At 57.7% G+C, this 25745-nt stretch carries 26 protein-coding genes; 12 read left to right on the top strand and 14 right to left on the bottom strand.

Translation table 11 applies throughout. The annotated features are described in order from the left end of the window. Positions 1 to 24: 24 nt before the first annotated feature. Entirely contained in the window at positions 25 to 528 is a 504-nt protein-coding gene (locus V1603_RS23165) for an ESA_00282 family adhesion-associated protein (RefSeq protein ID WP_116342034.1), read from the bottom strand. Between the two features lie 102 nt (positions 529 to 630). Between V1603_RS23165 and V1603_RS23170 the strand changes: the two genes are divergently transcribed. Together V1603_RS23170 and V1603_RS23175 are read left to right on the top strand one after the other, a co-directional pair. Continuing rightward, positions 631 to 1035 carry a hypothetical protein gene (locus V1603_RS23170; RefSeq protein WP_233002812.1) on the top strand — a complete coding sequence of 135 codons (405 nt, stop codon included), beginning with the start codon at positions 631 to 633 and terminating at the stop codon, positions 1033 to 1035. Between the two features lies 1 nt (position 1036). Continuing rightward, on the top strand, positions 1037 to 1486 hold the full coding sequence (locus V1603_RS23175; protein WP_116342038.1) for a cytoplasmic protein: 450 nt from the start codon (positions 1037 to 1039) through the stop codon (positions 1484 to 1486). Positions 1487 to 1528: 42 nt separating this feature from the next. On the opposite strand, the gene exbD is transcribed toward V1603_RS23175, so the two are convergent. Both exbD and exbB read right to left on the bottom strand, forming a co-directional pair. Beyond that, the gene (gene exbD / locus V1603_RS23180) at positions 1529 to 1954 is read right to left on the bottom strand and encodes a TonB system transport protein ExbD (protein ID WP_395313321.1); all 426 of its coding nucleotides are present in this window, start codon (positions 1952 to 1954) and stop codon (positions 1529 to 1531) included. A 4-nt stretch (positions 1955 to 1958) separates the two neighbouring features. Beyond that, positions 1959 to 2690: a tol-pal system-associated acyl-CoA thioesterase gene (gene exbB / locus V1603_RS23185; protein ID WP_163329679.1), complete on the bottom strand. Its 732-nt coding sequence runs from the start codon at positions 2688 to 2690 to the stop codon at positions 1959 to 1961. Positions 2691 to 2941: 251 nt separating this feature from the next. On the opposite strand from exbB, the gene metC reads away from it, so the two are divergent. Both metC and yghB read left to right on the top strand, forming a co-directional pair. Next, entirely contained in the window at positions 2942 to 4129 is a 1188-nt protein-coding gene (metC, locus tag V1603_RS23190; RefSeq protein ID WP_116342044.1) for a cystathionine beta-lyase, read from the top strand. Positions 4130 to 4272: 143 nt separating this feature from the next. Then, a complete protein-coding gene (gene yghB, locus V1603_RS23195; protein ID WP_163329680.1) occupies positions 4273 to 4932 on the top strand; it encodes a DedA family general envelope maintenance protein YghB in 660 nt (219 codons plus the stop codon). A gap of 45 nt (positions 4933 to 4977) precedes the next feature. Here the strand turns inward: yghB and V1603_RS23200 are convergent, their stop codons facing one another. Further along, positions 4978 to 5877 (bottom strand): AraC family transcriptional regulator, encoded by a 900-nt coding sequence (locus V1603_RS23200; protein ID WP_233002811.1) that lies wholly within the window; start codon positions 5875 to 5877, stop codon positions 4978 to 4980. Between the two features lie 194 nt (positions 5878 to 6071). Here V1603_RS23200 and yqhD point away from each other — a divergent pair, with 194 nt between their 5' ends. Both yqhD and dkgA read left to right on the top strand, forming a co-directional pair. After that, positions 6072 to 7235 carry an alcohol dehydrogenase gene (gene yqhD, locus V1603_RS23205; RefSeq protein ID WP_395313322.1) on the top strand — a complete coding sequence of 388 codons (1164 nt, stop codon included), beginning with the start codon at positions 6072 to 6074 and terminating at the stop codon, positions 7233 to 7235. 105 nt (positions 7236 to 7340) lie between these two features. After that, positions 7341 to 8168, top strand: coding sequence for a 2,5-didehydrogluconate reductase DkgA (gene dkgA, locus V1603_RS23210; protein ID WP_021242117.1), 828 nt, complete (start codon positions 7341 to 7343; stop codon positions 8166 to 8168). Between the two features lie 103 nt (positions 8169 to 8271). Here the strand turns inward: dkgA and V1603_RS23215 are convergent, their stop codons facing one another. After that, positions 8272 to 10446: a YgiQ family radical SAM protein gene (locus tag V1603_RS23215; RefSeq protein WP_395313323.1), complete on the bottom strand. Its 2175-nt coding sequence runs from the start codon at positions 10444 to 10446 to the stop codon at positions 8272 to 8274. 200 nt (positions 10447 to 10646) lie between these two features. On the opposite strand from V1603_RS23215, the gene V1603_RS23220 reads away from it, so the two are divergent. Next, complete coding sequence (locus V1603_RS23220; protein ID WP_116342054.1) at positions 10647 to 12122, top strand: TrkH family potassium uptake protein; 1476 nt, start codon at positions 10647 to 10649, stop codon at positions 12120 to 12122. Between the two features lie 32 nt (positions 12123 to 12154). On the opposite strand, the gene ftsP is transcribed toward V1603_RS23220, so the two are convergent. The 4 genes from ftsP to V1603_RS23240 form a co-directional block, all read right to left on the bottom strand. Next, positions 12155 to 13567, bottom strand: a complete 1413-nt coding sequence (gene ftsP / locus V1603_RS23225) for a cell division protein FtsP (protein WP_116342056.1) — start codon at positions 13565 to 13567, stop codon at positions 12155 to 12157. Between the two features lie 58 nt (positions 13568 to 13625). Next, positions 13626 to 14363 carry a 1-acylglycerol-3-phosphate O-acyltransferase gene (gene plsC / locus V1603_RS23230; protein WP_061097059.1) on the bottom strand — a complete coding sequence of 246 codons (738 nt, stop codon included), beginning with the start codon at positions 14361 to 14363 and terminating at the stop codon, positions 13626 to 13628. A 162-nt stretch (positions 14364 to 14525) separates the two neighbouring features. Then, positions 14526 to 16784, bottom strand: a complete 2259-nt coding sequence (gene parC, locus V1603_RS23235) for a DNA topoisomerase IV subunit A (RefSeq protein WP_116342058.1) — start codon at positions 16782 to 16784, stop codon at positions 14526 to 14528. Positions 16785 to 16902: 118 nt separating this feature from the next. Next, the gene (locus tag V1603_RS23240) at positions 16903 to 17304 is read right to left on the bottom strand and encodes a YgiW/YdeI family stress tolerance OB fold protein (protein ID WP_023309189.1); all 402 of its coding nucleotides are present in this window, start codon (positions 17302 to 17304) and stop codon (positions 16903 to 16905) included. A gap of 139 nt (positions 17305 to 17443) precedes the next feature. Here V1603_RS23240 and qseB point away from each other — a divergent pair, with 139 nt between their 5' ends. The 5 genes from qseB (at position 17444) to lysM (ending at position 20996) form a co-directional block, all read left to right on the top strand. Next, the gene (gene qseB / locus V1603_RS23245) at positions 17444 to 18103 is read left to right on the top strand and encodes a quorum sensing response regulator transcription factor QseB (RefSeq protein ID WP_116342060.1); all 660 of its coding nucleotides are present in this window, start codon (positions 17444 to 17446) and stop codon (positions 18101 to 18103) included. Beyond that, positions 18100 to 19437 carry a quorum sensing histidine kinase QseC gene (gene qseC / locus V1603_RS23250; protein ID WP_395313324.1) on the top strand — a complete coding sequence of 446 codons (1338 nt, stop codon included), beginning with the start codon at positions 18100 to 18102 and terminating at the stop codon, positions 19435 to 19437. Before qseB ends, qseC begins: the two co-directional genes overlap by 4 nt. A gap of 105 nt (positions 19438 to 19542) precedes the next feature. After that, positions 19543 to 20124, top strand: a complete 582-nt coding sequence (locus V1603_RS23255; RefSeq protein ID WP_024906501.1) for an NAD(P)H-dependent oxidoreductase — start codon at positions 19543 to 19545, stop codon at positions 20122 to 20124. 31 nt (positions 20125 to 20155) lie between these two features. Next, positions 20156 to 20470 carry a putative quinol monooxygenase gene (locus tag V1603_RS23260; RefSeq protein ID WP_116342064.1) on the top strand — a complete coding sequence of 105 codons (315 nt, stop codon included), beginning with the start codon at positions 20156 to 20158 and terminating at the stop codon, positions 20468 to 20470. Positions 20471 to 20555: 85 nt separating this feature from the next. Then, positions 20556 to 20996 carry a peptidoglycan-binding protein LysM gene (lysM, locus tag V1603_RS23265; RefSeq protein WP_028014428.1) on the top strand — a complete coding sequence of 147 codons (441 nt, stop codon included), beginning with the start codon at positions 20556 to 20558 and terminating at the stop codon, positions 20994 to 20996. Between the two features lie 17 nt (positions 20997 to 21013). On the opposite strand, the gene V1603_RS23270 is transcribed toward lysM, so the two are convergent. The 5 genes from V1603_RS23270 to V1603_RS23290 are packed head-to-tail and all read right to left on the bottom strand — an operon-like array spanning position 21014 to position 25675. After that, positions 21014 to 21889, bottom strand: coding sequence for a MurR/RpiR family transcriptional regulator (locus tag V1603_RS23270; RefSeq protein WP_163329689.1), 876 nt, complete (start codon positions 21887 to 21889; stop codon positions 21014 to 21016). Then, complete coding sequence (locus V1603_RS23275; protein WP_163329690.1) at positions 21886 to 22836, bottom strand: iron-siderophore ABC transporter substrate-binding protein; 951 nt, start codon at positions 22834 to 22836, stop codon at positions 21886 to 21888. The genes V1603_RS23270 and V1603_RS23275 overlap by 4 nt, the downstream gene beginning before the upstream one ends. A 9-nt stretch (positions 22837 to 22845) precedes the next feature. Further along, complete coding sequence (locus V1603_RS23280; protein ID WP_166712360.1) at positions 22846 to 23886, bottom strand: iron ABC transporter permease; 1041 nt, start codon at positions 23884 to 23886, stop codon at positions 22846 to 22848. Beyond that, positions 23883 to 24866, bottom strand: a complete 984-nt coding sequence (locus V1603_RS23285) for a FecCD family ABC transporter permease (RefSeq protein ID WP_395313325.1) — start codon at positions 24864 to 24866, stop codon at positions 23883 to 23885. The genes V1603_RS23280 and V1603_RS23285 overlap by 4 nt, the downstream gene beginning before the upstream one ends. Then, the gene (locus V1603_RS23290) at positions 24863 to 25675 is read right to left on the bottom strand and encodes an ABC transporter ATP-binding protein (RefSeq protein WP_116342275.1); all 813 of its coding nucleotides are present in this window, start codon (positions 25673 to 25675) and stop codon (positions 24863 to 24865) included. The genes V1603_RS23285 and V1603_RS23290 overlap by 4 nt, the downstream gene beginning before the upstream one ends. Positions 25676 to 25745 lie beyond the last annotated feature (70 nt).

A 25745-nucleotide genomic window follows, 5' to 3' on the forward strand; every position in this document is an offset into this window, starting at 1 on the left:
TGCAAGAACTAACCCGCACGTCACTCAGACGTTGTCCGGGTTGACCTCCGGACGCGCATACTCCGGCCAGACCAGCGCCACAAGCTCGGGGTAGGCTTCCAGACTGAACTCGCGAAAACACTGCCGCAAATTTAATACGTCCAGATCGGAACAGGAAACCTTCTCACCGTTAAGACAGCGCTTTTTGATATTGTCATAATATTTATAAACCGCCGAATTGAGGTCGCTACAGCGACGCTGAGCCTCAAACAGACCGGGGGTATCATTAATTTCCGACATTTTCATACGTTTAATTGTCGCGTGTAAGAAGTCGATATATTCATGATTCACCCGCCAGTACCAGACAGGCGTAACGGAGTTCATCAGAACAGAGAAATGGTCTTCTCCTTCCTCTTTTGTCATCAGCTCAGGCTGTGGCGGTTCACTGGTGTCTTTCGACACTTTCGTTTTATTGAACTCCTGCATCAATAAAAGCACACCAGCGGTCAGTAATAGTAATGTGATGACCGTAAAAAAAATGCTGTTCATGGGTTGGCTCCATTTTTTTTGATTTTAAAATTGCCTCATGATATTGTCAACGAATCTCACGCCTTTACCAACCCCACCCTGTTGAAAATAAAGGAAATTAAAATGCTGCCCGACTATCTCGTCCCGGCTAAGTACCACATTGCGCCTGTGGAACAGAAACCGATGGAAGAAGAAAAAAAGGCCAGTTTAACTCAGGGGAAAAGAAAGCTCTCTGATTTCGAGCCAGATATATTAATTGGCGTTTCCCGCACTGGCAAATCCCGTAATATGTTGCTGGAAGAGCACGATCGCCATATAAAAGACCGCTTATTTCGCGCTATAAAAATTGAAGCCTTCGTCCACCTGCTGAATGACCTGCAGGCCGAAGGTGAAATAGATGCCCAGAAACTAAGTCAAATAATGGCTGAAAAAACAAAAGAAATAAATGAGGCCGGCAATGAAATTTGGCTTAATCTAATTACGCGAGAAAAAAACAACCCTATTTTTTATACCCTGGGGGAAGATTAACGTGAAAGAAGTTAAAGACAATGACGTTTATTTGACTTTAGATGATAAAAAAAGTGATGAATTTATCTTAAAGCAAAATATCGAGGCGCTGAGAAATGCAAAAAATGCCGAGATGACGCGTATTACACAAGACATGGTATCGATCCCGGCAACGCTGGTGCGTCTGAAATGGCAGAATCGCCGCGAGATTTATCCGTTACAGGTCAAAGAAGAAATTTACGGTGCCGTGATGAACGCCATCATCGAACAGCAACCAGAATTGAAAGAGAAACTGCTGGGACGTCTTGAGGCCAACTATCAGTATCTGCTTGCCAGAGAAGTCGCCACCCTGCGCCTGACGCGCAAACTGTCAGCCGGTGAATACCGTACGTCAAACGTCACCTGCGTTGCCCTCGATGAGGATGCGCTTGCAACCTCCTCTACCGCACCGACGGACGACAAAAACGCATAAACCGACAGGCATAAAAAAAGCCGGCTTTCGCCAGCTTCTGTATCACTTCGAGGCCGCTTTCTCTTCCCCGACCAGCCCAATCTTCAGATAACCCGCCTGATGCAGCGTGTCCATTACCTTCATCATGGTTTCGTAGTCGACGGTTTTGTCCGCCCGGAAGAAGACGGTGGTGTCTTTCTTGCCGCTGGTAAGCCGATCCAGCGCCGGAATAACGGAAGCATCCGTTACCGGGTCGTTACCCAGGAACATGGATTTATCCGCTTTCACCGACAGATAGATAGGCTTTTCCGGACGCGGCTGCGGCTGGCTGGAGGAGGCAGGCAGATTCACCTTCACGTCGACCGTCGCCAGCGGCGCAGCCACCATGAAAATAATCAGCAGCACCAGCATGACGTCGATAAACGGCGTCACGTTGATTTCGTGCATTTCGCCGTTATCGTCCAGATTTTCGTTGAGACGCATCGCCATACTATTAACCTACGCGCAGTTTAGACGCCGCATGGACCGGCTTCACGGAGCTGGCATTCAGGTCGAGATCGCGGCTTTGCAGCAGCAGAACCTGGGCGGCAACGTCTCCGAGAGTCGCTTTGTAGCTGCCAATCATACGCGCGAAGATGTTGTAGATAACCACCGCAGGGATAGCGGCAACCAGACCGATTGCCGTCGCCAGCAGCGCTTCCGCGATACCCGGCGCAACCACCGCGAGGTTGGTGGTTTGGGTCTGCGCAATACCGATAAAGCTGTTCATGATGCCCCAGACCGTACCGAACAGACCAATGAACGGCGAAATCGCGCCGATGGTCGCCAGATAACCATTGCCGCGTCCCATGTGTCGACCAACGGCCGCAACACGACGCTCCAGACGGAAACCGGTACGCTCTTTAATGCCTTCGTTATCTTCACTGCCGGCGGAGAGTTCCAGCTCGTTCTGAGCTTCATTCACTAACAGGGTGGTCAGGCTTTTCGCGTGGAAGGATGAGGTCATCTCAGAAGCCTGATCCAGAGAGCGGGCTTCAGCCAGCTGCTGCTGTTCCCGCTTGAGGCGACGCTTCTGCGAAAGCAGCTCGGCGCTTTTGCTGAAGAAGATAGCCCAGGTGACAACGGACGCCAGAATCAGGCCGATCATCACAATCTTAACCACGATGTCAGCATGATGATACATGCCCCAAACGGAGAGATCCGTCTGCATCAAATTATTACCCACTCTGTATCTCCAGGACGCAAATCACAAAATCTGAACGTAATAATATCAAAAAGTCGTCGAATTGATAGTCGTTCTCATTAGTATTTACATGGTGCCTTAATTTTCGCTCACTTTCCTTGCGCTTACGCAGTAAAAATTTCTTATGCGCTTTTTTGCTAATATTTTCTGCTTATTCGATAAGCATGCGGGTGCAGTTTTTTACAATCGTGGTAGTCTGGACGTCCAGACGTATAAAAACAGGGTTTGCAAATATGACGAAGAAGCATCTTGATACCACGCTGGTACAGGCTGGACGCAGCAAAAAATATACTCAGGGTTCGGTTAACAGCGTGATTCAACGCGCCTCTTCCCTGGTGTTTGACACCGTTGAGGAGAAAAAAATCGCCACGCGCAACCGCGCGAAAGGCGGGTTGTTCTATGGTCGTCGCGGCACCCTAACCCACTTTTCTCTGCAGGAGGCGATGTGCGAGCTGGAAGGCGGCGTGGGCTGCGCGCTGTTCCCATGCGGGGCGGCGGCGGTTGCCAACACCATTCTGGCGTTTGTGGAACAGGGCGACCATATCCTGATGACCAACACGGCCTATGAACCCAGCCAGGATTTCTGCACCAAAATCCTCAGCAAGCTCGGCGTAACGACCGGCTGGTTTGACCCGCTGATTGGTGAAGGCATTGCTGAACTTATCCAGCCAAACACGCGCATTGTGTTCCTGGAATCTCCCGGCTCTATCACCATGGAAGTGCACGACGTGCCGGCTATCGTGAAGGCCGTACGCAGCAAAGCGCCAGAGGCGATTATCATGATCGACAACACCTGGGCGGCGGGCGTGCTGTTTAAGGCGCTGGAATTCGACATTGATATCTCGATTCAGGCGGCAACGAAATACCTGATTGGCCACTCTGACGGGATGATTGGCACCGCGGTATCCAACGCGCGCTGCTGGGACCAGCTGCGTGAAAATGCCTACCTGATGGGCCAGATGGTGGATGCAGACACGGCATACATGACCAGCCGTGGTATCCGCACGCTGGGGGTTCGCCTGCGTCAGCATCATGAAAGTAGTCTGAAAATCGCTGAGTGGCTGGCGCAGCATCCGCAGGTTGAGCGCGTGAACCATCCGGCACTGCCGGGCAGTAAGGGCCATGAGTTCTGGCAGCGTGACTTTACGGGCAGCAGCGGGCTGTTCTCGTTTGTGCTTAAAAAACGGCTCAATAATGACGAGCTGGCGAGCTATCTGGATAATTTTACCCTCTTCAGCATGGCCTACTCCTGGGGCGGTTTTGAATCCCTGATCCTGCCGAATCAGCCGGAGCAGATCGCGGCCCTGCGCCCCGGCGGTGAAGTGGACTTCAGCGGCACCCTCATTAGATTGCATATCGGTTTAGAAAACGTGGACGATTTAATTGCGGATTTATCTGCAGGGTTTGAACGTATCGTGTAGAGTGCGGGCTGAAAATGTACTCTCCGGACGCTTTTGTGAACACTGCAAGCAGAAAAGTCTGCATGAGTTGCGCCTGCGATCAATCCCGGCAGGTAAAATTGGGAGTACAATAGCGTTATCTCTGCTGTTCCACAGGAAAGTCCATGGCTGTTATTCAAGATATTATCGCGGCGCTCTGGCAACATGATTTTGCCGCCCTGGCGGATCCTCACGTCATAGGCGTCGTCTATTTTGTGATGTTCGCAACGCTGTTTCTGGAAAATGGATTACTGCCAGCCTCGTTTTTACCCGGTGACAGTTTGCTTTTACTTGCCGGGGCCTTGATTGGCAAAGGCGTCATGGACTTTACGCCCACGATGGTTATCCTCACCTCCGCCGCGAGCCTGGGCTGCTGGCTGAGCTATCTGCAGGGCCGCTGGCTTGGAAACACGCGCGTGGTAAAAAGCTGGCTGGCGCAGTTGCCCCATAAATACCATCAGCGTGCGACCTGTATGTTTGACCGACACGGCCTGCTGGCACTGCTGGCCGGGCGTTTTCTGGCGTTTGTTCGCACTCTTCTGCCCACCATGGCGGGTATTTCCGGGCTGTCTAACCGCCGGTTTCAGTTCTTCAACTGGCTGAGCGGCCTGCTGTGGGTCGGTGTCGTAACCACGTTCGGCTATGCGCTGAACATGATCCCGTTTGTGAAACATCACGAAGATCAGGTAATGACCTTCCTGATGATCCTGCCGATTTTCCTGCTGGTGGCAGGGCTGGTAGGGACGATTGCGGTGGTGATCAAGAAAAAGTATTGCAGTGCCTGATCCCCTCGCCCTGACCCTCTCCCCATTGGGGAGAGGGAAAAAAGCCTAAGCTCCCTGCATGGTTCGGATGCGTGACGCATCTTCTCCCGGCGTGACGCCGAAATAGCGCTTAAACTCCCGACTGAACTGCGACGCGCTTTCATAGCCGACGCGCATGGCCGCCGCGCTGGCCTTCATGCCGTCGTGGATCATCAGCATGCGCGCCTTATGCAGCCGGTAGGTTTTGAGGTACTGCAGCGGCGAGGTGCTGGTCACCGACTTAAAGTTATGGTGAAACGCCGAGACGCTCATGTTCGCTTCCGCGGCCAGCTGGTCAACGCTGAGGTTTTCCGTGTACTGACTCTCAATACGTTTGAGCACGCGGCTGATCAGGCTGAAGTGGGTCTGTCGGCTCACCAGGGCAAGTAACGCCCCGCCGCCCGGGCCCAGCAGCACGTGGTAAAGAATTTCGCGAACGATCTGCTTGCCGAGAATACGCGCGTCCAGCGGCCTCTCCATGACGTCCAGCAGGCGCTCAATGGCGCAGAGGATCTCTTCCGACAGCGTCGCCGAGTTAATCCCGCTGGAGGCCATCGACGGCTGGAAGAGCTCGTCTTCGCCAATCTCCATCAGCAGCTCCTGCAGCTGAAGAATATCAACGTTGACGCGAATACCCGCCAGCGGGACCTCCTCTGTCGCGAAGGTTTCACATTCGAAGGGTAAAGGTACCGTCAGGAGCAAATATTCATTGGTGTCGTAGCGGAACACGCGCTCGTTGATATAGCCAATTTTATGGCCCGAGAAGAGAAAAACGATGCCCGGCTGGTACATCACCGGCGTGCGCGTCCCGGGTTGCGTGCCGTAGAGCAGGCGAATGTCCGGCAGCAGGTCGCTGACGTTATTTTCTTTATCTATCAGTCTTTTAATCTGCGCCGTGAGCTGGTGGCAGATCGCTTCGCGGTTCATTTTACGTTACTCCGGGTACGGTTTACGACCCTTACAGTCTGCGCATTTTTCCGAAGTTTCTCCAGCGCTCTGTAGAAATGGGCAAGACATCGACAGGAATGTGCATTGAGGGCCTGGTCCCGGACGGCCACAATGAGCAGCATCAGGTAGCCATCAGCGCCACCACGGTTTTCACCCACTAAAGGGAACGAGCAATGAACAACTTTAATCTTCATACCCCAACCCGCATTCTGTTTGGTAAAGACGCTATCGCCGATCTGCGCGCGCAGATCCCTGCTGACGCCCGCGTGCTGATCACCTACGGCGGCGGCAGCGTGAAAAAAACCGGCGTGCTGGATCAGGTTTATAGCGCGCTGGACGGTCTGGACGTGCGTGAGTTCGGCGGCATCGAGCCAAACCCGTCTTACGAAACGCTGATGAACGCGGTGAAAATCGCCCGCGAAGAAAATATCACCTTCCTGCTGGCGGTCGGCGGCGGCTCCGTGCTGGACGGCACTAAGTTCATCGCGGCGGCAGCGCACTACGCTGACGGCGTTGACCCGTGGCACATCCTGGAAACCCGCGGCAGCGACATCAAAAGCGCGATCCCGATGGGCTCCGTGCTAACCCTCCCGGCCACCGGCTCTGAATCCAACAAGGGCGCGGTGATCTCCCGCAAAACCACCGGCGACAAGCAGGCCTTTATGAACGAACACGTTCAGCCTGTCTTCGCTATTCTGGATCCGGTGTACACCTACACCCTGCCTGCGCGTCAGGTAGCGAACGGCGTGGTCGATGCCTTTGTTCACACCGTGGAGCAGTACGTGACCTACCCGGTGAATGCCAAAATTCAGGATCGCTTCGCGGAAGGCATTCTGCTGACGCTGATTGAAGAGGGCCCGAAAGCGCTGAAAGAGCCGGAGAACTATGACGTTCGCGCCAACGTCATGTGGGCCGCAACGCAGGCGCTTAACGGCCTGATCGGCGCTGGCGTGCCGCAGGACTGGGCGACCCACATGCTCAGCCATGAGCTGACGGCGATGCACGGTCTGGACCACGCTCAGACGCTGGCCGTTGTGCTGCCCGCGCTGTGGAACGAAAAACGCGACACCAAGCGCGCCAAACTGCTGCAGTACGCCGAGCGCGTTTGGAACATCACCGAGGGTTCTGACGATGCGCGTATTGATGCTGCCATTGAAGCGACCCGTAACTTCTTTGAAAGCCTGGGCGTGCCAACGCGTCTGTCCGGCTACGGCCTGGACGGCAGCTCCATCCCTGCCCTGCTGGCAAAACTCGAAGAGCACGGCATGACCCAGCTCGGCGAGCACGGGGACATTACGCTGGACGTGAGCCGTCGTATCTACGAAGCGGCACGCTAAGCGTTTTTGTCCTCCCGACTTTCGTTTTTTGACATTTCGTCCAGACTTAATGCACACCCCATCGTCGGAGTCCCCCTCCGACGATGCGCACCTGAAGGAGGAAAAATGGCAAACCAAACCGTAATCAAGCTGCAGGACGGCAACGTGATGCCCCAGCTGGGGCTAGGTGTATGGAAAGCCGGTAACGACGAGGTCGTCTCCGCCATTCATAAAGCACTGGAAGTCGGCTATCGGTCGATTGATACCGCCGCCGCGTACAAAAACGAGGACGGCGTGGGTACCGCGCTGGCCAGCGCCGGCGTACCCCGCGATGAGCTATTTATCACCACTAAACTGTGGAACGACGATCAAAAGCGCCCCCGTGAAGCGTTGCAGGAGAGCCTGGAGAAACTCCAGCTCGATTTCGTCGATCTGTACCTGATGCACTGGCCAGTTCCGGCCATCGACCATTACGTTGACGCCTGGAAAGGGATGATTGAACTGCAGAAAGAGGGGCTGGTGAAAAGCATCGGCGTCTGTAACTTCCAGGTACATCACCTGCAGCGTCTGATTGATGAAACGGGCGTCGCACCGGTGATTAACCAGATCGAGCTGCACCCGCTACTGCAGCAGCGTCAGCTTCATGCCTGGAACGCCACCCACAAGATCCAAACCGAATCCTGGAGCCCGCTGGCGCAGGGTGGTGAAGGCGTGTTCGATCAGAAAATTATCCGCGACCTGGCGGATAAATACGGTAAAACCCCGGCGCAAATCGTCATTCGCTGGCATCTGGACAACGGCCTGGTGGTCATTCCGAAATCGGTCACGCCGTCGCGTATCGCCGAGAACTTTGACGTCTGGGATTTCCGGCTGGACAAAGACGAGCTGGGTGAAATTGCGAAGCTGGATAAGGGCAAGCGTTTAGGGCCGGATCCGGATCAGTTTGGCGGGTAATCCCCTCACCCTGCCCTCTCCCCAAAGGGGAGAGGGTGTTCAAGTTCCCTCTCCCCTTTGGGGAGAGGGTTAGGGTGAGGGGTGAGGGGTGAGGACATCATCGTTATCCAATCTTACGCTTTACGCTCTTCTTCGTCCCCGCACCACCGTTCGAACGCTGATGCACAATCGGCGTGTGCTTTGTCAGCGCCGGGCGCGTATTGCGGTTCTGGCGACGCGCTTCGCGCATCTCATCCAGCGTCGGGGCCGGAACCAGGCAGTCGCGGCGCGAGCCAATCAGATGTTTTTTACCCATCTCTTCCAGCGCCTGGCGGATCAGCGGCCAGTTTTTCGGATCGTGATAGCGCAGCAGCGCCTTGTGCAGACGGCGCTGTTTATCCCCTTTCGGTACCACCACCTCTTCACTCTTGTAGCCAATCTTACTCAGCGGGTTCTTGCCGGTGTAATACATGGTCGTCGAGTTGGCGAGCGGTGACGGATAGAAGTTCTGCACCTGATCCAGACGGAAGCGACGCTGCTTCAGCCACAGCGCCAGGTTGACCATGTCTTCATCGCGCGTGCCCGGGTGCGCGGAGATGAAGTACGGGATCAGATACTGCTCTTTGCCCGCCTGTTTCGAGTAGGTGTCGAACAGCTGCTTAAAGCGATCGTAGCTGCCCATGCCCGGCTTCATCATCTTCGACAGCGGGCCTTCTTCGGTGTGCTCCGGCGCAATCTTCAGATAGCCGCCAACGTGGTGCGTCGCCAGCTCTTTGATGTAGCGCGGATCTTCCACGGCAATGTCGTAACGTACTCCGGAGGCGATGAGGATCTTCTTGATGCCCTTCAGGTCACGCGCGCGGCGATAGAGGTTGATCGTCGGCTCGTGGTTGGTGTCCATGTGCTCGCAAATGCTCGGGTAGACGCAGGAGAGACGACGGCAGGTCTGCTCCGCGCGCGGCGATTTGCAGCGCAGCATATACATGTTCGCGGTTGGGCCGCCGAGATCGGAGATCACCCCGGTAAAGCCCGGCACCGAGTCGCGAATGGCTTCGATCTCATTGATGATCGAATCTTCAGAACGGCTCTGGATAATGCGCCCCTCGTGCTCGGTAATTGAGCAGAAGGAACAGCCGCCGAAGCAGCCGCGCATGATGTTTATCGAGAAGCGGATCATCTCATACGCCGGGATACGGGCGTTGCCGTACGCCGGGTGCGGCACGCGCTTGTAAGGCAGCGCAAAGACGCTGTCCATCTCTTCGGTGGAGAGCGGGATCGCCGGCGGGTTGATCCAGATAAAGCGCTCGCCGTGCTTCTGCATCAACGCGCGGGCGCAGCCCGGGTTGGTTTCGTGGTGCAGAATACGGGACGCGTGCGCGTAGAGCACCTTGTCGGCTTTTACCTTCTCGTAGGACGGCAGCAGCACATAGGTCTTTTCCCACGGCTTCGGACGCGGCGGCTGCACAACGATAGCCTTCGCTTCCGCTTTCTTCGGCTCAACCGGCTTGTTATCCGCACACGGCAGATCTTCACCATACGGGTGCGGGATCGGATCGATTTTGCCCGGCATATCGATGATACGGGAATCTACCCCGCTCCAGCCCGGCAGCGCCTCTTTTACCATGATCGCGGTGTTGCGCACGTCACGGATGCTGCTCACCGGCTCGCCCTGCGACAGACGGTGTGCAACTTCCACCAGCGGACGCTCGCCGTTACCGTAAATCAGCATGTCGGCCTTGGAGTCTACCAGCACCGAGCGGCGAACGGTATCCGACCAGTAGTCATAGTGCGCGGTGCGGCGCAGGCTCGCCTCGATGCCGCCCAGGATCACCGGCACGTCTTTCCAGGCTTCTTTGCAGCGCTGGGTATAGACCAGGGTCGCGCGATCCGGGCGTTTACCCGCCACGTTATCCGGCGTGTAGGCGTCGTCATGGCGCAGCTTGCGGTCGGCGGTATAGCGGTTGATCATCGAGTCCATGTTGCCGGCGGTGACACCGAAGAACAGGTTGGGTTTACCCAGACGCATAAAGTCGTCTTTGCTGTTCCAGTCGGGCTGGGAGATGATCCCCACGCGGAAGCCCTGTGCTTCGAGCATACGGCCACAGATGGCCATGCCGAAGCTCGGATGGTCAACGTAGGCATCGCCCGTGACCAGAATGATGTCGCAGCTGTCCCAGCCCAGCTGGTCCATCTCTTCCCGGGACATCGGCAGGAACGGCGCCGGTCCAAAGCAGGCTGCCCAGTACTGGGGCCAGGAGAAGAGGTCACGATCCGGCTGGATCAGGGAAATTGCGCTCATAATGCTTCCGAAGAAAAAATAGACAAAAGGAGCGGGATTATACGCTGTTCATCCGTCAGATTTGAAGAAAAGGATGCAGGAAGCAGGCAGATATTCGTGGAAGTCGTTAAAATACAGCGCCCTGTTAATTTTGCATCATAATTACCCCTGACTCTCCCGGTCTTCAGCCGCCGGGAGGAATTCTGGCGTGGAGTTGCTTTGTGAAGTTCAACGATTCGTTACATGTGTCTCAGCTGCGGGTTGTGCTCCACCTCTGCGGTTTTTTGGTTCTGCTGTACAGCCTGTCGATGCTGCCGCCGATGGTCATCGCCCTGCTCAATAAAGAGCGGACCTACTTTGCGTTCCTGACCACCTTTTTGACCTTTTTCAGCCTCGGAGGGTTAACCTGGCGGGCAACCCGCCACGCCGGTATACAGCTGCGCACCCGCGACGGTTTCGTGATCATCGTGCTGTTCTGGCTGCTGTTTTCATTGATAAGCGCCATGCCGCTATGGATGGATGATGGCCTGCACCTCTCCTTTGCGGACGCGCTCTTCGAAGGGGTTTCCGGGATCACCACCACCGGGGCGACGGTGATCGGGGACGTCAGCGCCCTGCCGAAGTCTTACCTTTATTATCGCGCTCAGCTCAATTTCATTGGCGGATTAGGCGTCATCGTGCTGGCCGTCGCGGTTCTGCCGCTGCTGGGCATTGGTGGCATGAAGCTCTATCAGTCAGAGATGCCGGGTCCGTTCAAGGAGGAGCGCCTGACGCCCCGCCTTGCCGATACCGCACGTACCCTGTGGGTGACCTACTTCGCGCTGGGCGTGGCCTGCACCCTGGCCTACTGGCTGGCGGGGATGTCCTTTTTTGACGCCCTCTGTCACGGGCTTTCGACGGTGTCACTGGGCGGGTTCTCCACCCGCAGCGAGAGCATCGGTTTTTATGACAGCCACGCGATTGAGCTGGTTGCCGGGGCGTTTTCGCTGCTCTCCGCGTTTAACTTCACCCTCTGGTACGTCGCTATTGTCCGACGCACCCTGAAGCCGATTCGCCGCAGCCCTGAGGTGAGATTCTTTCTGAGCGCCGCCGCGGTGATTATCGTCATCACCGCCTGGCAGGTCTGGCACGCGGGAATGTACAACCCTGTCGATAGCCTGGTGCACGCCTTCTTCCTTGCCAGTTCGATGATGACCGATAACGGCCTTTCGACAGCTGACTATGCCCAATGGCCCGCCCACACCATCTTCCTGCTGTTGAGCGCCAGCTTTTTTGGCGGCTGCGTAGGCTCAACCTGCGGCGGGATCAAAGCCCTGCGTTTTCTCATTATGTTCAAGCAGAGTATTCAGGAGATGAACCAGCTGGCCCATCCGCGCGCGCTGCTGAGCATAAAGGTGGGCAAAAGCGTGGTGAATGAACGCGTCCTGCGCTCGGTATGGAGCTTCTTTTTTCTCTACGTGATGATCACGGGCTTTTTTGTCTGGGCGCTTAATCTGATGGGCTACGACCTGTTTACGTCATTCGCCACGGTTGCCGCCTGTATCAACAACATGGGGCTGGGATTTGGTGAGACGGCGTCAACGTTCGGCACGTTAACAGAGGGAGCGAAACTGCTGATGTGCGCGGCGATGATCTTAGGGCGTCTGGAAATTTACCCGGTGCTGATTCTGTTCTCGCGCTTTTTCTGGCGGGCTTAAAACATTCCCGGCGAACCGGGAATGTCAGGGGGTTAAGGCGCGGGGTTAATCAGCATCTGCCCCACGGAGCCCCTGTCCATCATCTCCAGCGTCTGGCTGTGGAACAGGAACGGGAAGTGCGGCCACGAAGGCTGGCCGTAGTAGACGAGCAGTTCAACCTGGCCGTCCACCCAGACGGTATCTTTCCATCCACGGTCTTCCGGGAACGGCATCGCACCGTTAACGTTGCGGATCAGGAAGCTTACCCCTTCAATATGGAACGACTGCGGCATATCTGAACGCACCGTCCAGCGCTCCCAGGTGCCCTGCTGGGCGGTGATATCAATACGGTTCACATCCCACAGCGCGCCGTTAATGCCTGGATCGTCGCCCAGGCTGATATCACGGCTGCGCACCGGCGAACCGCTCACGATCTCCTGCGGCAGCAGACGCATCGGCAGGCTGTCGGTGACCAACGGCAGCAGGCCGGTTGGGCGCAGGGTTAACACCAGCGTGGAGACCAGAATGCTCGACGGCTCAAAGAACCCGCGAATACGATCAACAATGCTCGCGGCTTCACCACAGGTGACGGAGACTTCATCCCCGTTGGTCATATCCACCAGAATTTCACGACGCTCTCCCGGCGCCAGCGCCAGCTGTTTTACGGAGACGGGCGCGGGTAAAAAGCCCTGGTCGCCGGAGATGACGTGCAGCGGGCGGCCATCGCTCATCTGTAGCTGATAACGGCGCGAGTTAGAGGCGTTGAGCAGACGCAGGCGCACCCAGCCACGGGACACTTCCACGTACGGGCTCTGCGCGCCGTTAACCAGCAGCGTATCGCCGACGAAGCCACCGCTGCCCGGCTCGCTGTACTCCGGCGTACCGAAGTTATCCAGACGTTTGTCCTGAATGATGACCGGGAAATCATCCACGCCGTAGTGGTTCGGGATCGGCAGCGATTTGCTCATCTCATCTTCCACCAGCCACATGCCGGCCAGGCCGTTATAGACCTGCTGCGCCGTACGGTTAGGGGTATTGGCGTGATACCACAGGGTTGCCGCGCTCTGGCGGATCGGCAGGACGGGCGCCCAGTCGGCGTTGGGGGACATCATTCGCGCCGCGCCGCCAATCAGCGGGCCAGGAACCTGTAAGCCGCTGATGGTCATGGCGACGTTTTCAGCCGTACGGTTGCTGTAAATGAGCTTAACGTCATCGCCGTTCCACACGCGGACGGTCGGCCCGAGGTAGCGCCCGTTAATGCCCCACACCGGCGCGCGCGTGCCCTGGGTGAACGACCAGTGGCTGCGCTGAAGCGTGAGGAAAAGCGGCTGCCCGCGACGGGATTCAATCAACGGCGGAATGGGCAGCGGCTGTTGCTGCCCGGCGGCGCTGGCTGTCAGCGGCATCGCACCCGCACAAAGGGCAATCCCCGAAGCCTGAATAAACTGACGCCGACTGAGTGACATATAAGCTCCATCTGAAACGACTAACAACGCGGGAATTCGTTTTCCCTTTAACGCCGGATTAAACCTTACCGGCGGCTTCTCTTTCTGCGACTTCTTTGTCCAGCAGCGCAATATGCTGAGCCATCAGCTCGCGGCAGTGGGCTGCCAGCTCGCGCACCTGGTCTTTACCATACTTACTGGTATCGACGGGTGGCAGCATTTCGACAATCACCAGACCATTATTCAGGCGGTTAAGATTAATCTTATTAGAAGTATTGGAAACGCACACGGGAATAATTGGAACACCTGCCGCAATTGCGGCATGAAACGCACCGGTTTTAAACGGCAGCAGACCGCGACCGCGGCTGCGCGTTCCTTCCGGGAACATCCAGATGGATATTTTGCGCTTTTTAAAATGGTTCACCACTTCCGCAATGGTGCCGTGCGCTTTTGCGCGGTTATTACGGTCGATCAGCAGGTTACCGGTCAGCCAGTACAGCTGGCCAAAAAACGGGATCCACAGCAGGCTTTTTTTCCCCACCGTTACGGTCGGCGGCAGAACAATATTGGAGGCCGTCACCATATCGTAGTTGTTCTGATGGTTAGCGATATAGATGGCGTTACCGAAATTCTCCGCCCCTTCAGGCAGGCGTTTTTCAACCTTCAGGCCAAACAGCGGCGCAAGGCGGCCGAACATATGGCCAAAGGTGGCAACATGCTTAGGATTACGCGGGCTGAACAGGCAGTAAATAGAGCCGAAAATACAGACCAGAATGCAGTAGATAACGGTAAGAATAAGACGAACAATATATAGCATAGCGACCTCTGAAGCCCTGACAGCTGACAATTATACTTCACCTGTGGCCAGGTAAGGACTTTATTACGAGCGCGTATTGTTAATCGCAACGCACGAATTAACAACGATTTTACGGGAAATTTTATTGAAATACCCCCTCCGGACAGAGGGGGTGTCACGGCATTACTCTTCGCTGTCGCCCGCACTGCTGCGCGCAGGGGAATCAATCTCCACGCGGTCGATACGCTGCAGGCCGCGCATCAGCGAACCGCGACGGCCGCGCTCGCCCACCACTTTCTGCAGCTCTTCCGGACGAAGCTTGATTTTACGCTTGCCGACGTGAATGGTCAGCGTGCTTTGCGGCGGCAGAAGGAAGAGATGCGCCAGGCCATCTTCACCTTTCGCGGCTTCCGCAGACGGTATGTTGATGATCTTGTTGCCCTTACCTTTCGACAGCTCCGGCAGGTCGCTGACCGGGAACATCAGCATGCGTCCGGCAGAGGTGATCGCCAGCAGCATGTCGCTCTCGTTCTCGATCACCAGCGGCGGCATCACGTGAGCGTTGTCCGGCAGGCTGATCAGCGCTTTACCGGCGCGGTTACGCGACACCAGGTCGTTAAAGGTACAGATAAAGCCATAGCCCGCATCGGACGCCAGCAGCAGCTTCTGGTCATCGGCCTCCATCAGCATGTGGTCAACCGTTGCACCCGGCGGCAGCGTCAGCTTGCCGGTCAGCGGTTCGCCCTGGCCGCGCGCGGAAGGCAGCGTGATCGGGTCAATGGCGTAGCTGCGGCCCGTGGAGTCGATAAACGCCACCGGCTGGTTGCTCTTACCTTTCACCGCCGCTTTAAAGCTGTCGCCCGCTTTGTAGCTCAGACCCGGCGCGTCGATATCGTGGCCTTTGGCGCTGCGCACCCAGCCGCTCTGCGACAGGACAATGGTCACCGGCTCGGACGGCTGCATGTCGTGCTCGTTCATCGCCTTCGCTTCTTCGCGCTCGTGCAGCGGAGAACGACGGTCATCGCCGAAGGCATCGGCATCCGCCTGCAGCTCTTTCTTCAGCAGGTTATTCATTTTGCGTTCTGACGCGAGGATCGCCTGCAGCTGATCGCGCTCTTTTTCCAGCTCGTTCTGCTCGCCGCGGATCTTCATCTCTTCCAGCTTAGCGAGATGGCGCAGCTTCAGTTCGAGGATCGCTTCGGCCTGGGTTTCGCTGATGCCGAAGCGCGACATCAGGGCCGGCTTCGGCTCGTCCTCGGTACGGATGATCTCGATCACCTCGTCGATATTGAGGAACGCCACCAGCAAACCTTCGAGGATGTGCAGGCGCTTAAGCACCTTCTCCAGACGATGGTTCAGACGACGGCGCACCGTATCGCGGCGGAACGTCAGCCATTCGGAGAGGATCTCCAGCAGGTTTTTCACCGCCGGGCGTCCGTCAAGGCCGATCATGTTCAGGTTGATGCGGTAGCTTTTTTCCAGATCGGTGGTGGCGAACAGGTGGTTCATCACCTGCTCCATGTCCACCCGGTTGGAGCGCGGCACGATCACCAGACGGGTAGGGTTCTCGTGGTCGGACTCGTCGCGCAGGTCGTCCACCATCGGCAGCTTTTTATTGCGCATCTGGGAAGCGATCTGCTCCAGCACTTTCGCGCCGGAAACCTGGTGCGGCAGCGCGGTGATCACCACGGCGCCGTCCTCTTTATTCCACACCGCGCGCATGCGCACGGAGCCGCGACCGTTCTGGTAGATTTTGCGGATTTCCGCGCGCGAGGTGATGATCTCGGCTTCGGTCGGGTAGTCCGGCCCCTGGACGATATCCAGCAGATCGTCCAGCGAGGTTTTTGGCTGCTCAATCAGGGTGATGGCTGCTTTCGCCACTTCACGCAGGTTGTGCGGCGGAATGTCCGTCGCCATGCCGACCGCGATACCGGTGGTGCCGTTCAGCAGGATGTTCGGCAGACGCGCAGGCAGCATTTTCGGCTCCTGCATCGTACCGTCGAAGTTTGGCACCCAGTCAACGGTTCCCTGACCCAGCTCGCCCAGCAGCACTTCGGCATATTTGGACAGGCGGGATTCGGTATAACGCATTGCCGCGAAGGATTTTGGATCGTCCGGCGCACCCCAGTTCCCCTGCCCGTCCACCAGCGGGTAGCGGTAAGAGAACGGCTGCGCCATCAGCACCATCGCTTCATAACAGGCGCTGTCGCCGTGCGGATGGTATTTACCCAGTACGTCACCAACGGTACGGGCGGATTTCTTGAACTTGGCGGTGGCGTTCAGCCCCAGCTCGGACATCGCGTAGACGATGCGGCGCTGAACGGGCTTCAGGCCATCCCCGATAAACGGTAACGCCCTGTCCATGATGACGTACATGGAGTAGTTCAGGTAGGCGTTTTCCGTGAATTCATGTAGCGCGAGGCGCTCTGCCATATCGCTCATTACGTGTGATTCCTCAACTCAGAAACCGAAGGGTTTCAGGCAATATTGCCGCAGATACTACCTCATCTGATGAATTGAGTCACAAAGAAAAAGGGCCGCATAAGCGGCCCTTTTCGGGTTATTTGTTCAGCTTGATGACCTGCTTCACGTCGATTTCAAATTCGTTCCAGTCTTTGTCGACTTTACCCTGCAGTTCGACTTTATCCTGCGGGGTCACGGTCACGCCGTTCCAGCGCTTGTGATCAATCTCGACCACTACCGTGCCGGACTCGTCGCGGAAGGTGTAGCGGTCATCGGACAGGCGCTCGGTAATGTTCCCGCGCAGCTTGACCCAGGCGTCGTCCTTCAGATCTTTGACTTTAGCCGCGGTGGTGAGGTTGGCGTTGTTATCGACAAAACCGCCCTGCTGGGTTTGCGTCTGGGTCTGTGTAGCGGATGGGCCAGTGAAACCGCCCTGAGCAGCAAAGACCGGCGCGGTGGTCATCATCATGATGGCAGCAATTGCAGCGAATTTTTTCATCGTAATCTCTCCCTTTAATGTCGTTTCACAATCCATTAAACAGGGTAAACCTTAACAACTTCTTAAGGGGAAAATTTATTTATTTTTACTGTACAGCAGGCGCTTGCAGAGGGTTTACTGACGGCATCAAGGAGGGAACATGCGCATTTTACTGGTAGAAGACGACAGGTTAATCGGTGATGGCATCAAAGCGGGCTTAAGCAAACTGGGCTTTAGCGTGGACTGGTTTACCGACGGGAAAACCGGACAGGCCGCGCTCGCCTCTGCGCCCTATGATGCCGTCGTGCTTGATCTGACCCTGCCGGAACTGGACGGTCTGGACATCCTGCGCGCCTGGCGCGAAAGCGGGCGCAGCGAGCCGGTGCTGATCCTGACGGCGCGGGATGCGCTGAACCAGCGCGTCGAGGGGCTGCGCCTCGGGGCGGACGATTATCTCTGTAAGCCGTTCGCGCTGATCGAGGTGGCTGCCCGCCTGGAAGCGCTGGTGCGCCGCAGCCACGGCCAGACGCGCAACGAGTTGCGCCACGGCAAGGTGACGCTCGACCCGGCAAGCCTCGTCGCCACGCTGGATGGCGAAACGCTGACGCTTAAACCGAAAGAGTTCGCCCTGCTGGAGCTGTTAATGCGTAACGCGGGCCGGGTGCTGCCACGCAAGCTCATCGAGGAAAAGCTTTATACCTGGGACGATGACGTCTCCAGCAACGCCGTGGAAGTCCATGTTCATCATTTACGCCGCAAGCTCGGGAGCGAGTTTATCCGCACCGTGCACGGCATCGGCTATACCCTGGGTGACGCATGAAGCTGAGCCTGAAGCTGCGCCTGACGCTTCTCTTTTTAGCGCTGTCTCTGACGGCCTGGTTTGCCGCCAGTCTGGTAGCGTGGCAGCAGACTACCCACAAGCTCGATAAGCTGTTCGATACGCAGCAGATGCTGTTTGCCAAACGGCTGCTGACGATGGATCTTGACGAGATCCGCGCGCCGGAGCGCATGCGCGAGGTGCCGAAAAAGGCCAAACACGGGCATCTGGACGATGACGCGCTGGCCTTTGCTATTTACGCTTCAGACGGCACGATGATCCTTAACGACGGCGAAAACGGGCGCGATATTCCGTATCACTATCGTCGCGACGGCTTTGATGACGGACGGCTTAAGGATGACAACGACGAATGGCGCTTTTTATGGCTGACGTCGCCAGACGGAAAATACCGCGTGGTGGTCGGCCAGGAGTGGGAGTACCGGCAGGATATGGCGCTGGACGTGGTCAGCTCGCAGCTGACGCCGTGGCTGGTGGCGCTGCCGGTGATGCTGCTGTTGCTTATTGTCCTGCTGAGCCGGGAACTAAAGCCCCTGAAAAAGCTGGCCCAGACCCTGCGTTCCCGCTCGCCGGACGCCACCGACGCCCTGCCCACTCAGGACGTGCCTGCGGAGGTGCGCCCCCTGCTCAACTCGCTGAACCATCTTTTTGCGCGTACCCAGGAGATGATGGCCCGCGAGCGCCGCTTCACCTCCGACGCCGCCCACGAGCTGCGCAGCCCGCTGGCCGCGCTGAAGGTGCAAACCGACGTGGCACAGCTTTCTCAGGACGATCCGCAGGCGCAGGAAAAAGCGCTGGCGCAGCTGCACGCGGGTATCGACCGCGCCTCCCGGCTGGTGGATCAGCTCCTTACCCTGTCGCGCCTGGACTCGCTGGATAGCCTGGACGGCGTAGAACAGATAGCAATGGCCGACCTGCTGCAGTCTGCGGTGATGGATATCTACCCTTCGGCGCAGCAGGCGGGTATTGATATTCGTCTGAACATCAACGCGCCGGAGGTGACTCGCACCGGTCAGCAGCTGCTTCTGAGCCTGCTGGCGCGTAACCTGCTGGATAACGCCACCCGTTACAGCCCGCGCGGCAGCGTGGTAGACGTGACGCTGAACACCCGTAGCTTCACCGTGCGCGACAACGGCCCGGGCATTTCACCCGATGCGCTGGCGCGTCTCGGCGAGCGGTTTTATCGTCCGCCGGGTCAGGACGCAACGGGCAGCGGGCTGGGATTATCCATTGTGAAACGCATTGCCGCGCTGCACGGCATGCGCGTCTCGCTGGGCAATGCGCCTGAAGGCGGCTTTGACGTGAAGGTCAGCTGGTAAGGGATTATTGCACTACGCGCAAAAGACTTTGCACATTTTGCTCATTTTTCCGCTCCGCCCTCGCGCGTAGAATACCGGACATACTCTCAGCATCGAGGACAAAAAATGAGCAATATTCTGATTATCAACGGCGCAAAAGAATTTGCGCACTCTAAAGGCCAGCTTAATGACACCCTGACCGAGGTCGCGGACGGTTTCCTGCGCGACGCCGGGCATGATGTTAAGGTCGTACGTGCGGACAGCAACTATGACGTGAAGGCCGAAGTGCAGAACTTCCTGTGGGCCGACGTGGTGATCTGGCAGATGCCGGGCTGGTGGATGGGCGCGCCGTGGACCGTGAAAAAGTACATGGACGACGTATTCACCGAAGGTCACGGTTCGCTGTATGCCAGCGACGGCCGCACCCGTTCAGACGCGTCTAAAAAATACGGCTCCGGCGGCCTGATTCAGGGGAAAAAATATATGCTCTCCCTCACCTGGAACGCTCCTCTGGAAGCCTTCACCGAAAAAGATCAGTTCTTCGAGGGCGTGGGCGTCGACGGCGCGTACCTGCCGTTCCACAAGGCGAATCAGTTCCTGGGCATGGATCCGCTGCCGACCTTTATCGTTAACGACGTGATAAAAATGCCGGACGTCCCGAGCTATATCGCAGAATATCGCAAGCATCTCGCGAAAATTTTTGCTTAACTGGTAGCCTGGAATTAAAGGAGTAGTAACCATGCTTACAGTAATCGCAGAAATCCGTACTCGTCCAGGTCAACATCACCGCCAGGCGGTGCTGGATCAGTTCGCGAAAATCATCCCAACCGTACTGAAAGAAGAAGGCTGCCACGGCTACGCGCCGATGGTCGATGCCGCTACCGACGCGAGCTTCCAGTCCACCGCGCCAGACTCCATTATCATGGTTGAGCAGTGGGAAACCGTCGCGCACCTTGAAGCGCACCTGCAGACCGCGCACATGAAAGCCTGGAGCGACGCGGTGAAGGGTGACGTGCTGGAGACCCACATCCGTATTCTGGAGCAAGGGGTTTAAAACCTGCCTTCCCTCTCCTTCCGGGGAGGGAAATCTCTCTGACCTGCTATGCTTATTCTGACTTCATGATTAACAGGAGGATGGAATGGGTCTTTTTAACTTCGTAAAAGAAGCAGGCGAAAAGCTATGGGATAACCTGACCGACCATAAAGGTCAGAGCGACAAAATCACCGAGCACCTCAAGAAACTCAACATTCCCGGTTCAGACAAAGTTCAGGTTAACGTTACCGACGGCAAAGCCAGCGTGACGGGCGACGGGCTGACCCAGGAGCAGAAGGAAAAAATCCAGGTTGCCGTCGGGAACATCGCGGGCGTCAGCGAGGTGGAGAACAACATCACCACGACCGATGCCAAAGATGAAGCCACCTACTACACGGTGAAATCCGGCGATACCCTGAGCGCTATCTCCAAAACCGTGTACGGCGATGCTAACCAGTACAACAAGATTTTTGAGGCTAACCGCCCGATGCTCTCCAGCCCGGATAAAATCTATCCTGGCCAGACGCTGCGTATTCCTAAAGCGTGATCAGCAAGCCGGGGAAATCAGCTGCTTTTCTTCCCCGGTTTTAACCCACGATGTAACTCGTTGATGCGCTTCATCGACTTGATGGTGCGCTGCGGCTCGGTGGAGGCCACGGATAAAATAATCATCTCCAGACACAGCAGCACCGTGCCGTGGAGCGGGATTTTACCTTTCTCGCCGCCGCGTGGGACGTGGATCACCACGCTGGCCTCTTTGCTGAATCGCGAGTCGATGGCATTGGTCAGCAAAATCGTGGGAATACCCAGCCGTTTTGCTTCGCGCAGCGTGGTTTGCCCTTCCCGGTGCGCGGATTTTTGCGCCATCATGATCAGCACATCCCCGCGCTGGAGCCCGATCAGCTGCTCGGCCAGCCCTATTCCGGTACGGTTAAGCGGCGTGGCGGGTAGCCCCATCCGGCTAAAGAGTCTGGCGGTGTATTCGGCCAAAATCCCGGACGCGCCAATTCCAAAAATGGCAACCTGCCTCGCCTGCGCCAGCAGCGAGACCGCCTGCGCCATCGCGAAGCGGTTATGGGGTTCAGACAACACTTCACAGGTATGCTGATGCCCCTCCAGCACGAAATCAATGCTCGCATTGACGTCGCTGGTCAGCGTATTTACCGTGGTGGAGATCTTTTCGCTGGAGGTCACGACCGGGCCAAACCACTGCTCCAGCGTCTGCTTCAGATCGCGCAGCCCGGCAAAACCCAGCGCCTGGATGGCGCGAACGACGGTGGCATCCGACGTTTTCAGCAGCGTCGCGATCTCCATTGCCGTCTGTTCCATCACCGCTTCCCGATTTTCATTGATATAGCGCGCCACCTGCAGCAGCCGAGGCGTGAGCTGGTGCGATCGCGAGCGGAGGCGGTCCCCGAAGAGATCAACTTTACGGCTCATCGTGACGCCTCCGGCAGCGGACGTCCGGCAATGTGCGACTGCACCTGCGCGGCCATCAGCCCTAACGAGGCGAACGAGTTCGAGATGGCCTCTTCACGCGAGATCAGCACGTAATGTCCGGTCCGACAGGCATTCAGGAACTGGCACCAGCCCGGCATCACTGCATCCATCGCTGCCAGCTCATCCTGCGGTTTGCCGCCCGTATCCCCGCGCCAGGTGGCGAAAACGAAATCGGCATCCAGTTCCGGCAGCCGCTCGGCGCTGACGTCAATGCGCCCCCCTTCCGGGATGGACTCAATCAGCGGCGGGAAGGTAAACCCGGCATCACGCAGCACGCGCCCCAGCGAATGGTAGCTGTGCATGGCGTTGATTTTCCCCTGATTGGCCTGAATTACCGACACGCTCACCTTGCGGGTATCAATCGTCGCTTTCAGCGCCTTAATTTGCTCCTGATAGCGCCGCTCCAGAATCCTGAGCCGCGCCTGCGTTCCGGTCAGCTGCGCCAGCTTGCGGTAGATCTCCGGCGCGCCGCCATCGAGATGATCGATGCTCACCGTCGGGGCAATTTTCTCCAGCTGTTCCACCGGGGTGTTGCGCGTCGGCTCGGTAACGATCAGGTCCGGTTTTGCGGCGGCAATGGCTTCGATATCGATATCCGCAGTGCCGATAAACTTGATGTCGGAATTATCGAAGTCGACGCCGGTCAACATGCCGCTGGAACGCAAGAAGTGGCTGCCATCCGGCCGGGTGCGGCCATGGCTCGCCACCGGCGGTACGCCAAGCTCAATTAACGGAATGGTAATGTCCAGGTCGTGTAACGAGACGATCCGTTTCGGATGCACCGGCACCACCACCTTACGGTTCAGATCGTCAGTAAACGTCTGCGTCGGCTCGGCCGCGCTCGCCGCAAACCCCACCAGCAACAGCATCGAAAACAGTATGCGCATGTTAACCCTCTAAAATCTGTCCCGACGCTGCCAGAGCAGCAGCAGGAAAAACGGTCCGCCAATCAGTGAAATCACAATTCCCGCCGGCAACTGCAGCGGGAGGAATGCCAGCCGCCCGACGTTATCCGCCAGCAGCACCAGCAGCGCCCCCAGCACGGCGCTACCCGTCAGGAGCGCCGTTTGCCCGCCGCGGAGCAGCAGGCGCGCCATATGCGGCGCAATCAGCCCGACAAAACCAATGCTGCCCACGCAGGAGACGCAGGCCGCCGTCAGCACTACCGGGGCGAGAACCCTTAGAAGCGCCAGCCGCTGTGTGCGCACGCCAAGGCCCGCGGCGACGTGGTTGCCGAGCAGCGCCACGTCGGCAGCGCGGGCGGTAAGCAGCAGCAGCGCAAACGCCGGAAGCGTCCAGACAGCGGCAATGCAAACCAGCGTCCAGTTTGCGGCGTGCAGGCTGCCCGCCAGCCACAGCATTGCCGTCTGCACGTCGCGCACGTCCGCCGTGGTCATAAAAACGCCCATTGCGGCGGCAAAGACCCACGACACGCCGATGCCGATCAGGATGAATCGCGGACGTGAGATATCGCGCGCCAGGGCCATCACCAGCAGCGCGGTGAGCAGCCCCCCGGCCATGCCGACCAGCGGCCGCCAGGCCAGGCCCAGCGCCGGGAACTGAAATATCAGCAGCAGTACCGCCGCGCTACAGCCCTCTTTCACCCCGATAAGCCCCGGATCGGCCAGGCCATTTCGGGTAATAGACTGCATTGCCGCCCCCGCCATACCGAGCATCCCACCGCACAGCGCCGCCATAAGCAGGCGCGGCAGGCGGATATCCATCACGATATAGCGCGCCTCCGCCGTCAGGCTTTCTGGATAAAACAGCGCACGCCCGATGGCGGAAGTCGGGATGGGCAGAGAACCATGCGTCAGGCCAAAACCTACCAGCAAGCAGGCTGCCAGCGTCAGCACGGCCAGATACGCCAACGCCTTTGGACGGACCAACGCCGAGAAGGCGCCAACCCGAAGCGCACGCAGTCCGGCACGGTTCATTTGAACATCCTCGAGGCCATGAAGATAAAGACGGGGGCGCCAACCAGCGCGGTCATGATGCCGGTTGCCAGCTCCCAGGGCGAAAACAGCGTGCGGGCAGCGATATCCGCCAGCAGCAGAACCAGCGCCCCGCACAGGGCGGACAGCGGCACCATCACGCGCAGATCGACCGACACCAGACGGCGGACGAGCTGCGGCACCACGAGTCCGATAAAGCCGATCGGCCCGGCAATGGAGACTGCCGCACCGCAGAGCAGCGCGATGGCCAGCAGAGCGAACAGCCGGGTTTTCAGCAGCGATACGCCAAGCCCCTGCGCCATTCTGTCGCCCAGCGCCAGCATGTTGAGCGAGGGCGACAGCCAGAGCGCCAGCGCAAAGCCCACGCCAGCCACCCACAGGGCAGCGGCAATCGTTTCACCGCTGACCCCCGCCAAATCCCCCGCCAGCCAGGTGCGCATGGCGAGCAGCGTCTGTTCATCCAGGATGAGCACCGTGGCGGTTATCGACGAGGCAAGCGCCGACATCGCCACGCCGCACAGCGTGACTTTCATCGGCGTAAGCCCGGTGCGTCCGGACGAGGAGAACGTGAGCACCAGCAGAAACAGCGCCGCGGCTCCGGCGGCGGTAATCAGCGGGCGCCCAAACGGCAGCGTCATCCCCAGCGCGCTCGTCAGCACCACAGCCAGTGCTGCCCCGGCGTTGAGCCCCAGAATATGCGGTTCGCCGAGCGGGTTGCGGATCGTGGATTGCAGCAGCACGCCCGCCACGCCGAGCGCGGCGCCCGTCACCATCGCGGCGCAGAGGCGCAGCAGTCTGAGTTTGATAATGACGTTATGATCGAAATTACGCGGATCGAAGTGGAAGAGTGCTTCCACCACCGTTTGCGGGGCGATAAGGCGGGCGCCGATCCCCAGATGGGCAATCGCGCCCGTTGCCAGCAGCACGGCGAAAATCAGGAAAGCCAGAGAGGTGCGCATCATGGCTGTTTTGCGACCTGGCGAAACGGCATAAAGAACGGTTTACCGGTCAGCGGATTGATGGACATATGTACGTCGACATCAAACACCGCTTTAATAAGCTCAGGCGTGCAGGCGTCTCCCTCATGCAGTACGCCCTCAACTTTTCCCTGGCGTAAAAAGACCAGCGAATCGCCGTAGTTTACGGCGAAGTTAAGATCGTGCAGTACCACCACCACGGTACGTCCATGCTCGCGCGTCAGCGTATGCAGCAGTTCGAGGATCTCCACCTGATAGCGGAGATCGAGGAACGTGGTGGGTTCATCCAGCAGGATATACGGCGTTTGCTGCGCCAGCGCCATGGCGATCCAGCAGCGCTGACGCTGGCCGCCGGACAGGCTTTCCACGGGCATGTGGGCAAACTCTGCCGTACCGGTCAGGCGCAGGGCCTCTTCCACAGCCTGCTCGTCCTCGTCGCTCCACTGGCGCATAACGTTCTGCCAGGGAAAACGCCCGCGCGAGACCAGCTCAAAGACGGTTAACCCTTCCGGCAGCAGCGGAGACTGCGGCAGGATGCCAAGCTGGCGGGCGACGGCTTTCGTCGGCTGCGCGTGGATCGCCTTGCCGTCGAGAACCGCCGCGCCGCCAAGCGGCTGGAGCAAACGCGCGATGGTACTCAGCAGCGTGGATTTTCCGCAGCCGTTCGCCCCCACCAGAACGGTGATTTTCTGCTGGGGGATCGCAAGGGAAATATCATCAACGATGATTTTTTTCTGATAACCGGCGGAAAGATTCTCCAGAACCAGCCCCGGTTTTGTCGTGTTGTGAGCCACGTGCATGCCAACGTAATAAAAAAGGGAAACAAATATAAATAAAAATCATTCTCTTTTGAGAGTTTGAGGC

The sequence above is a fragment of the Enterobacter sp. ECC-219 genome (genome assembly GCF_043966805.1).
GTDB lineage: Bacteria > Pseudomonadota > Gammaproteobacteria > Enterobacterales > Enterobacteriaceae > Enterobacter > Enterobacter cloacae_N.

Bases quoted from the DNA above. Each gene is read 5' to 3' on its own strand.
- yqhD (WP_395313322.1), top strand. From the start codon at position 6,072: ATGAACAACTTTAATCTTCATACCCCAACCCGCATTCTGTTTGGTAAA.
- V1603_RS23275 (WP_163329690.1), bottom strand. From the start codon at position 22,836: ATGCGCATACTGTTTTCGATGCTGTTGCTGGTGGGGTTTGCGGCGAGC.
- V1603_RS23200 (WP_233002811.1), bottom strand. From the start codon at position 5,877: ATGAACCGCGAAGCGATCTGCCACCAGCTCACGGCGCAGATTAAAAGA.
- dkgA (WP_021242117.1), top strand. From the start codon at position 7,341: ATGGCAAACCAAACCGTAATCAAGCTGCAGGACGGCAACGTGATGCCC.
- V1603_RS23255 (WP_024906501.1), top strand. From the start codon at position 19,543: ATGAGCAATATTCTGATTATCAACGGCGCAAAAGAATTTGCGCACTCT.
- V1603_RS23170 (WP_233002812.1), top strand. From the start codon at position 631: ATGCTGCCCGACTATCTCGTCCCGGCTAAGTACCACATTGCGCCTGTG.
- qseC (WP_395313324.1), top strand. From the start codon at position 18,100: ATGAAGCTGAGCCTGAAGCTGCGCCTGACGCTTCTCTTTTTAGCGCTG.
- ftsP (WP_116342056.1), bottom strand. From the start codon at position 13,567: ATGTCACTCAGTCGGCGTCAGTTTATTCAGGCTTCGGGGATTGCCCTT.
- lysM (WP_028014428.1), top strand. From the start codon at position 20,556: ATGGGTCTTTTTAACTTCGTAAAAGAAGCAGGCGAAAAGCTATGGGAT.
- qseB (WP_116342060.1), top strand. From the start codon at position 17,444: ATGCGCATTTTACTGGTAGAAGACGACAGGTTAATCGGTGATGGCATC.
- parC (WP_116342058.1), bottom strand. From the start codon at position 16,784: ATGAGCGATATGGCAGAGCGCCTCGCGCTACATGAATTCACGGAAAAC.
- V1603_RS23240 (WP_023309189.1), bottom strand. From the start codon at position 17,304: ATGAAAAAATTCGCTGCAATTGCTGCCATCATGATGATGACCACCGCG.
- V1603_RS23165 (WP_116342034.1), bottom strand. From the start codon at position 528: ATGAACAGCATTTTTTTTACGGTCATCACATTACTATTACTGACCGCT.
- V1603_RS23270 (WP_163329689.1), bottom strand. From the start codon at position 21,889: ATGAGCCGTAAAGTTGATCTCTTCGGGGACCGCCTCCGCTCGCGATCG.
- V1603_RS23260 (WP_116342064.1), top strand. From the start codon at position 20,156: ATGCTTACAGTAATCGCAGAAATCCGTACTCGTCCAGGTCAACATCAC.
- exbD (WP_395313321.1), bottom strand. From the start codon at position 1,954: ATGGCGATGCGTCTCAACGAAAATCTGGACGATAACGGCGAAATGCAC.
- V1603_RS23215 (WP_395313323.1), bottom strand. From the start codon at position 10,446: ATGAGCGCAATTTCCCTGATCCAGCCGGATCGTGACCTCTTCTCCTGG.
- yghB (WP_163329680.1), top strand. From the start codon at position 4,273: ATGGCTGTTATTCAAGATATTATCGCGGCGCTCTGGCAACATGATTTT.
- V1603_RS23285 (WP_395313325.1), bottom strand. From the start codon at position 24,866: ATGATGCGCACCTCTCTGGCTTTCCTGATTTTCGCCGTGCTGCTGGCA.
- metC (WP_116342044.1), top strand. From the start codon at position 2,942: ATGACGAAGAAGCATCTTGATACCACGCTGGTACAGGCTGGACGCAGC.
- V1603_RS23280 (WP_166712360.1), bottom strand. From the start codon at position 23,886: ATGAACCGTGCCGGACTGCGTGCGCTTCGGGTTGGCGCCTTCTCGGCG.
- plsC (WP_061097059.1), bottom strand. From the start codon at position 14,363: ATGCTATATATTGTTCGTCTTATTCTTACCGTTATCTACTGCATTCTG.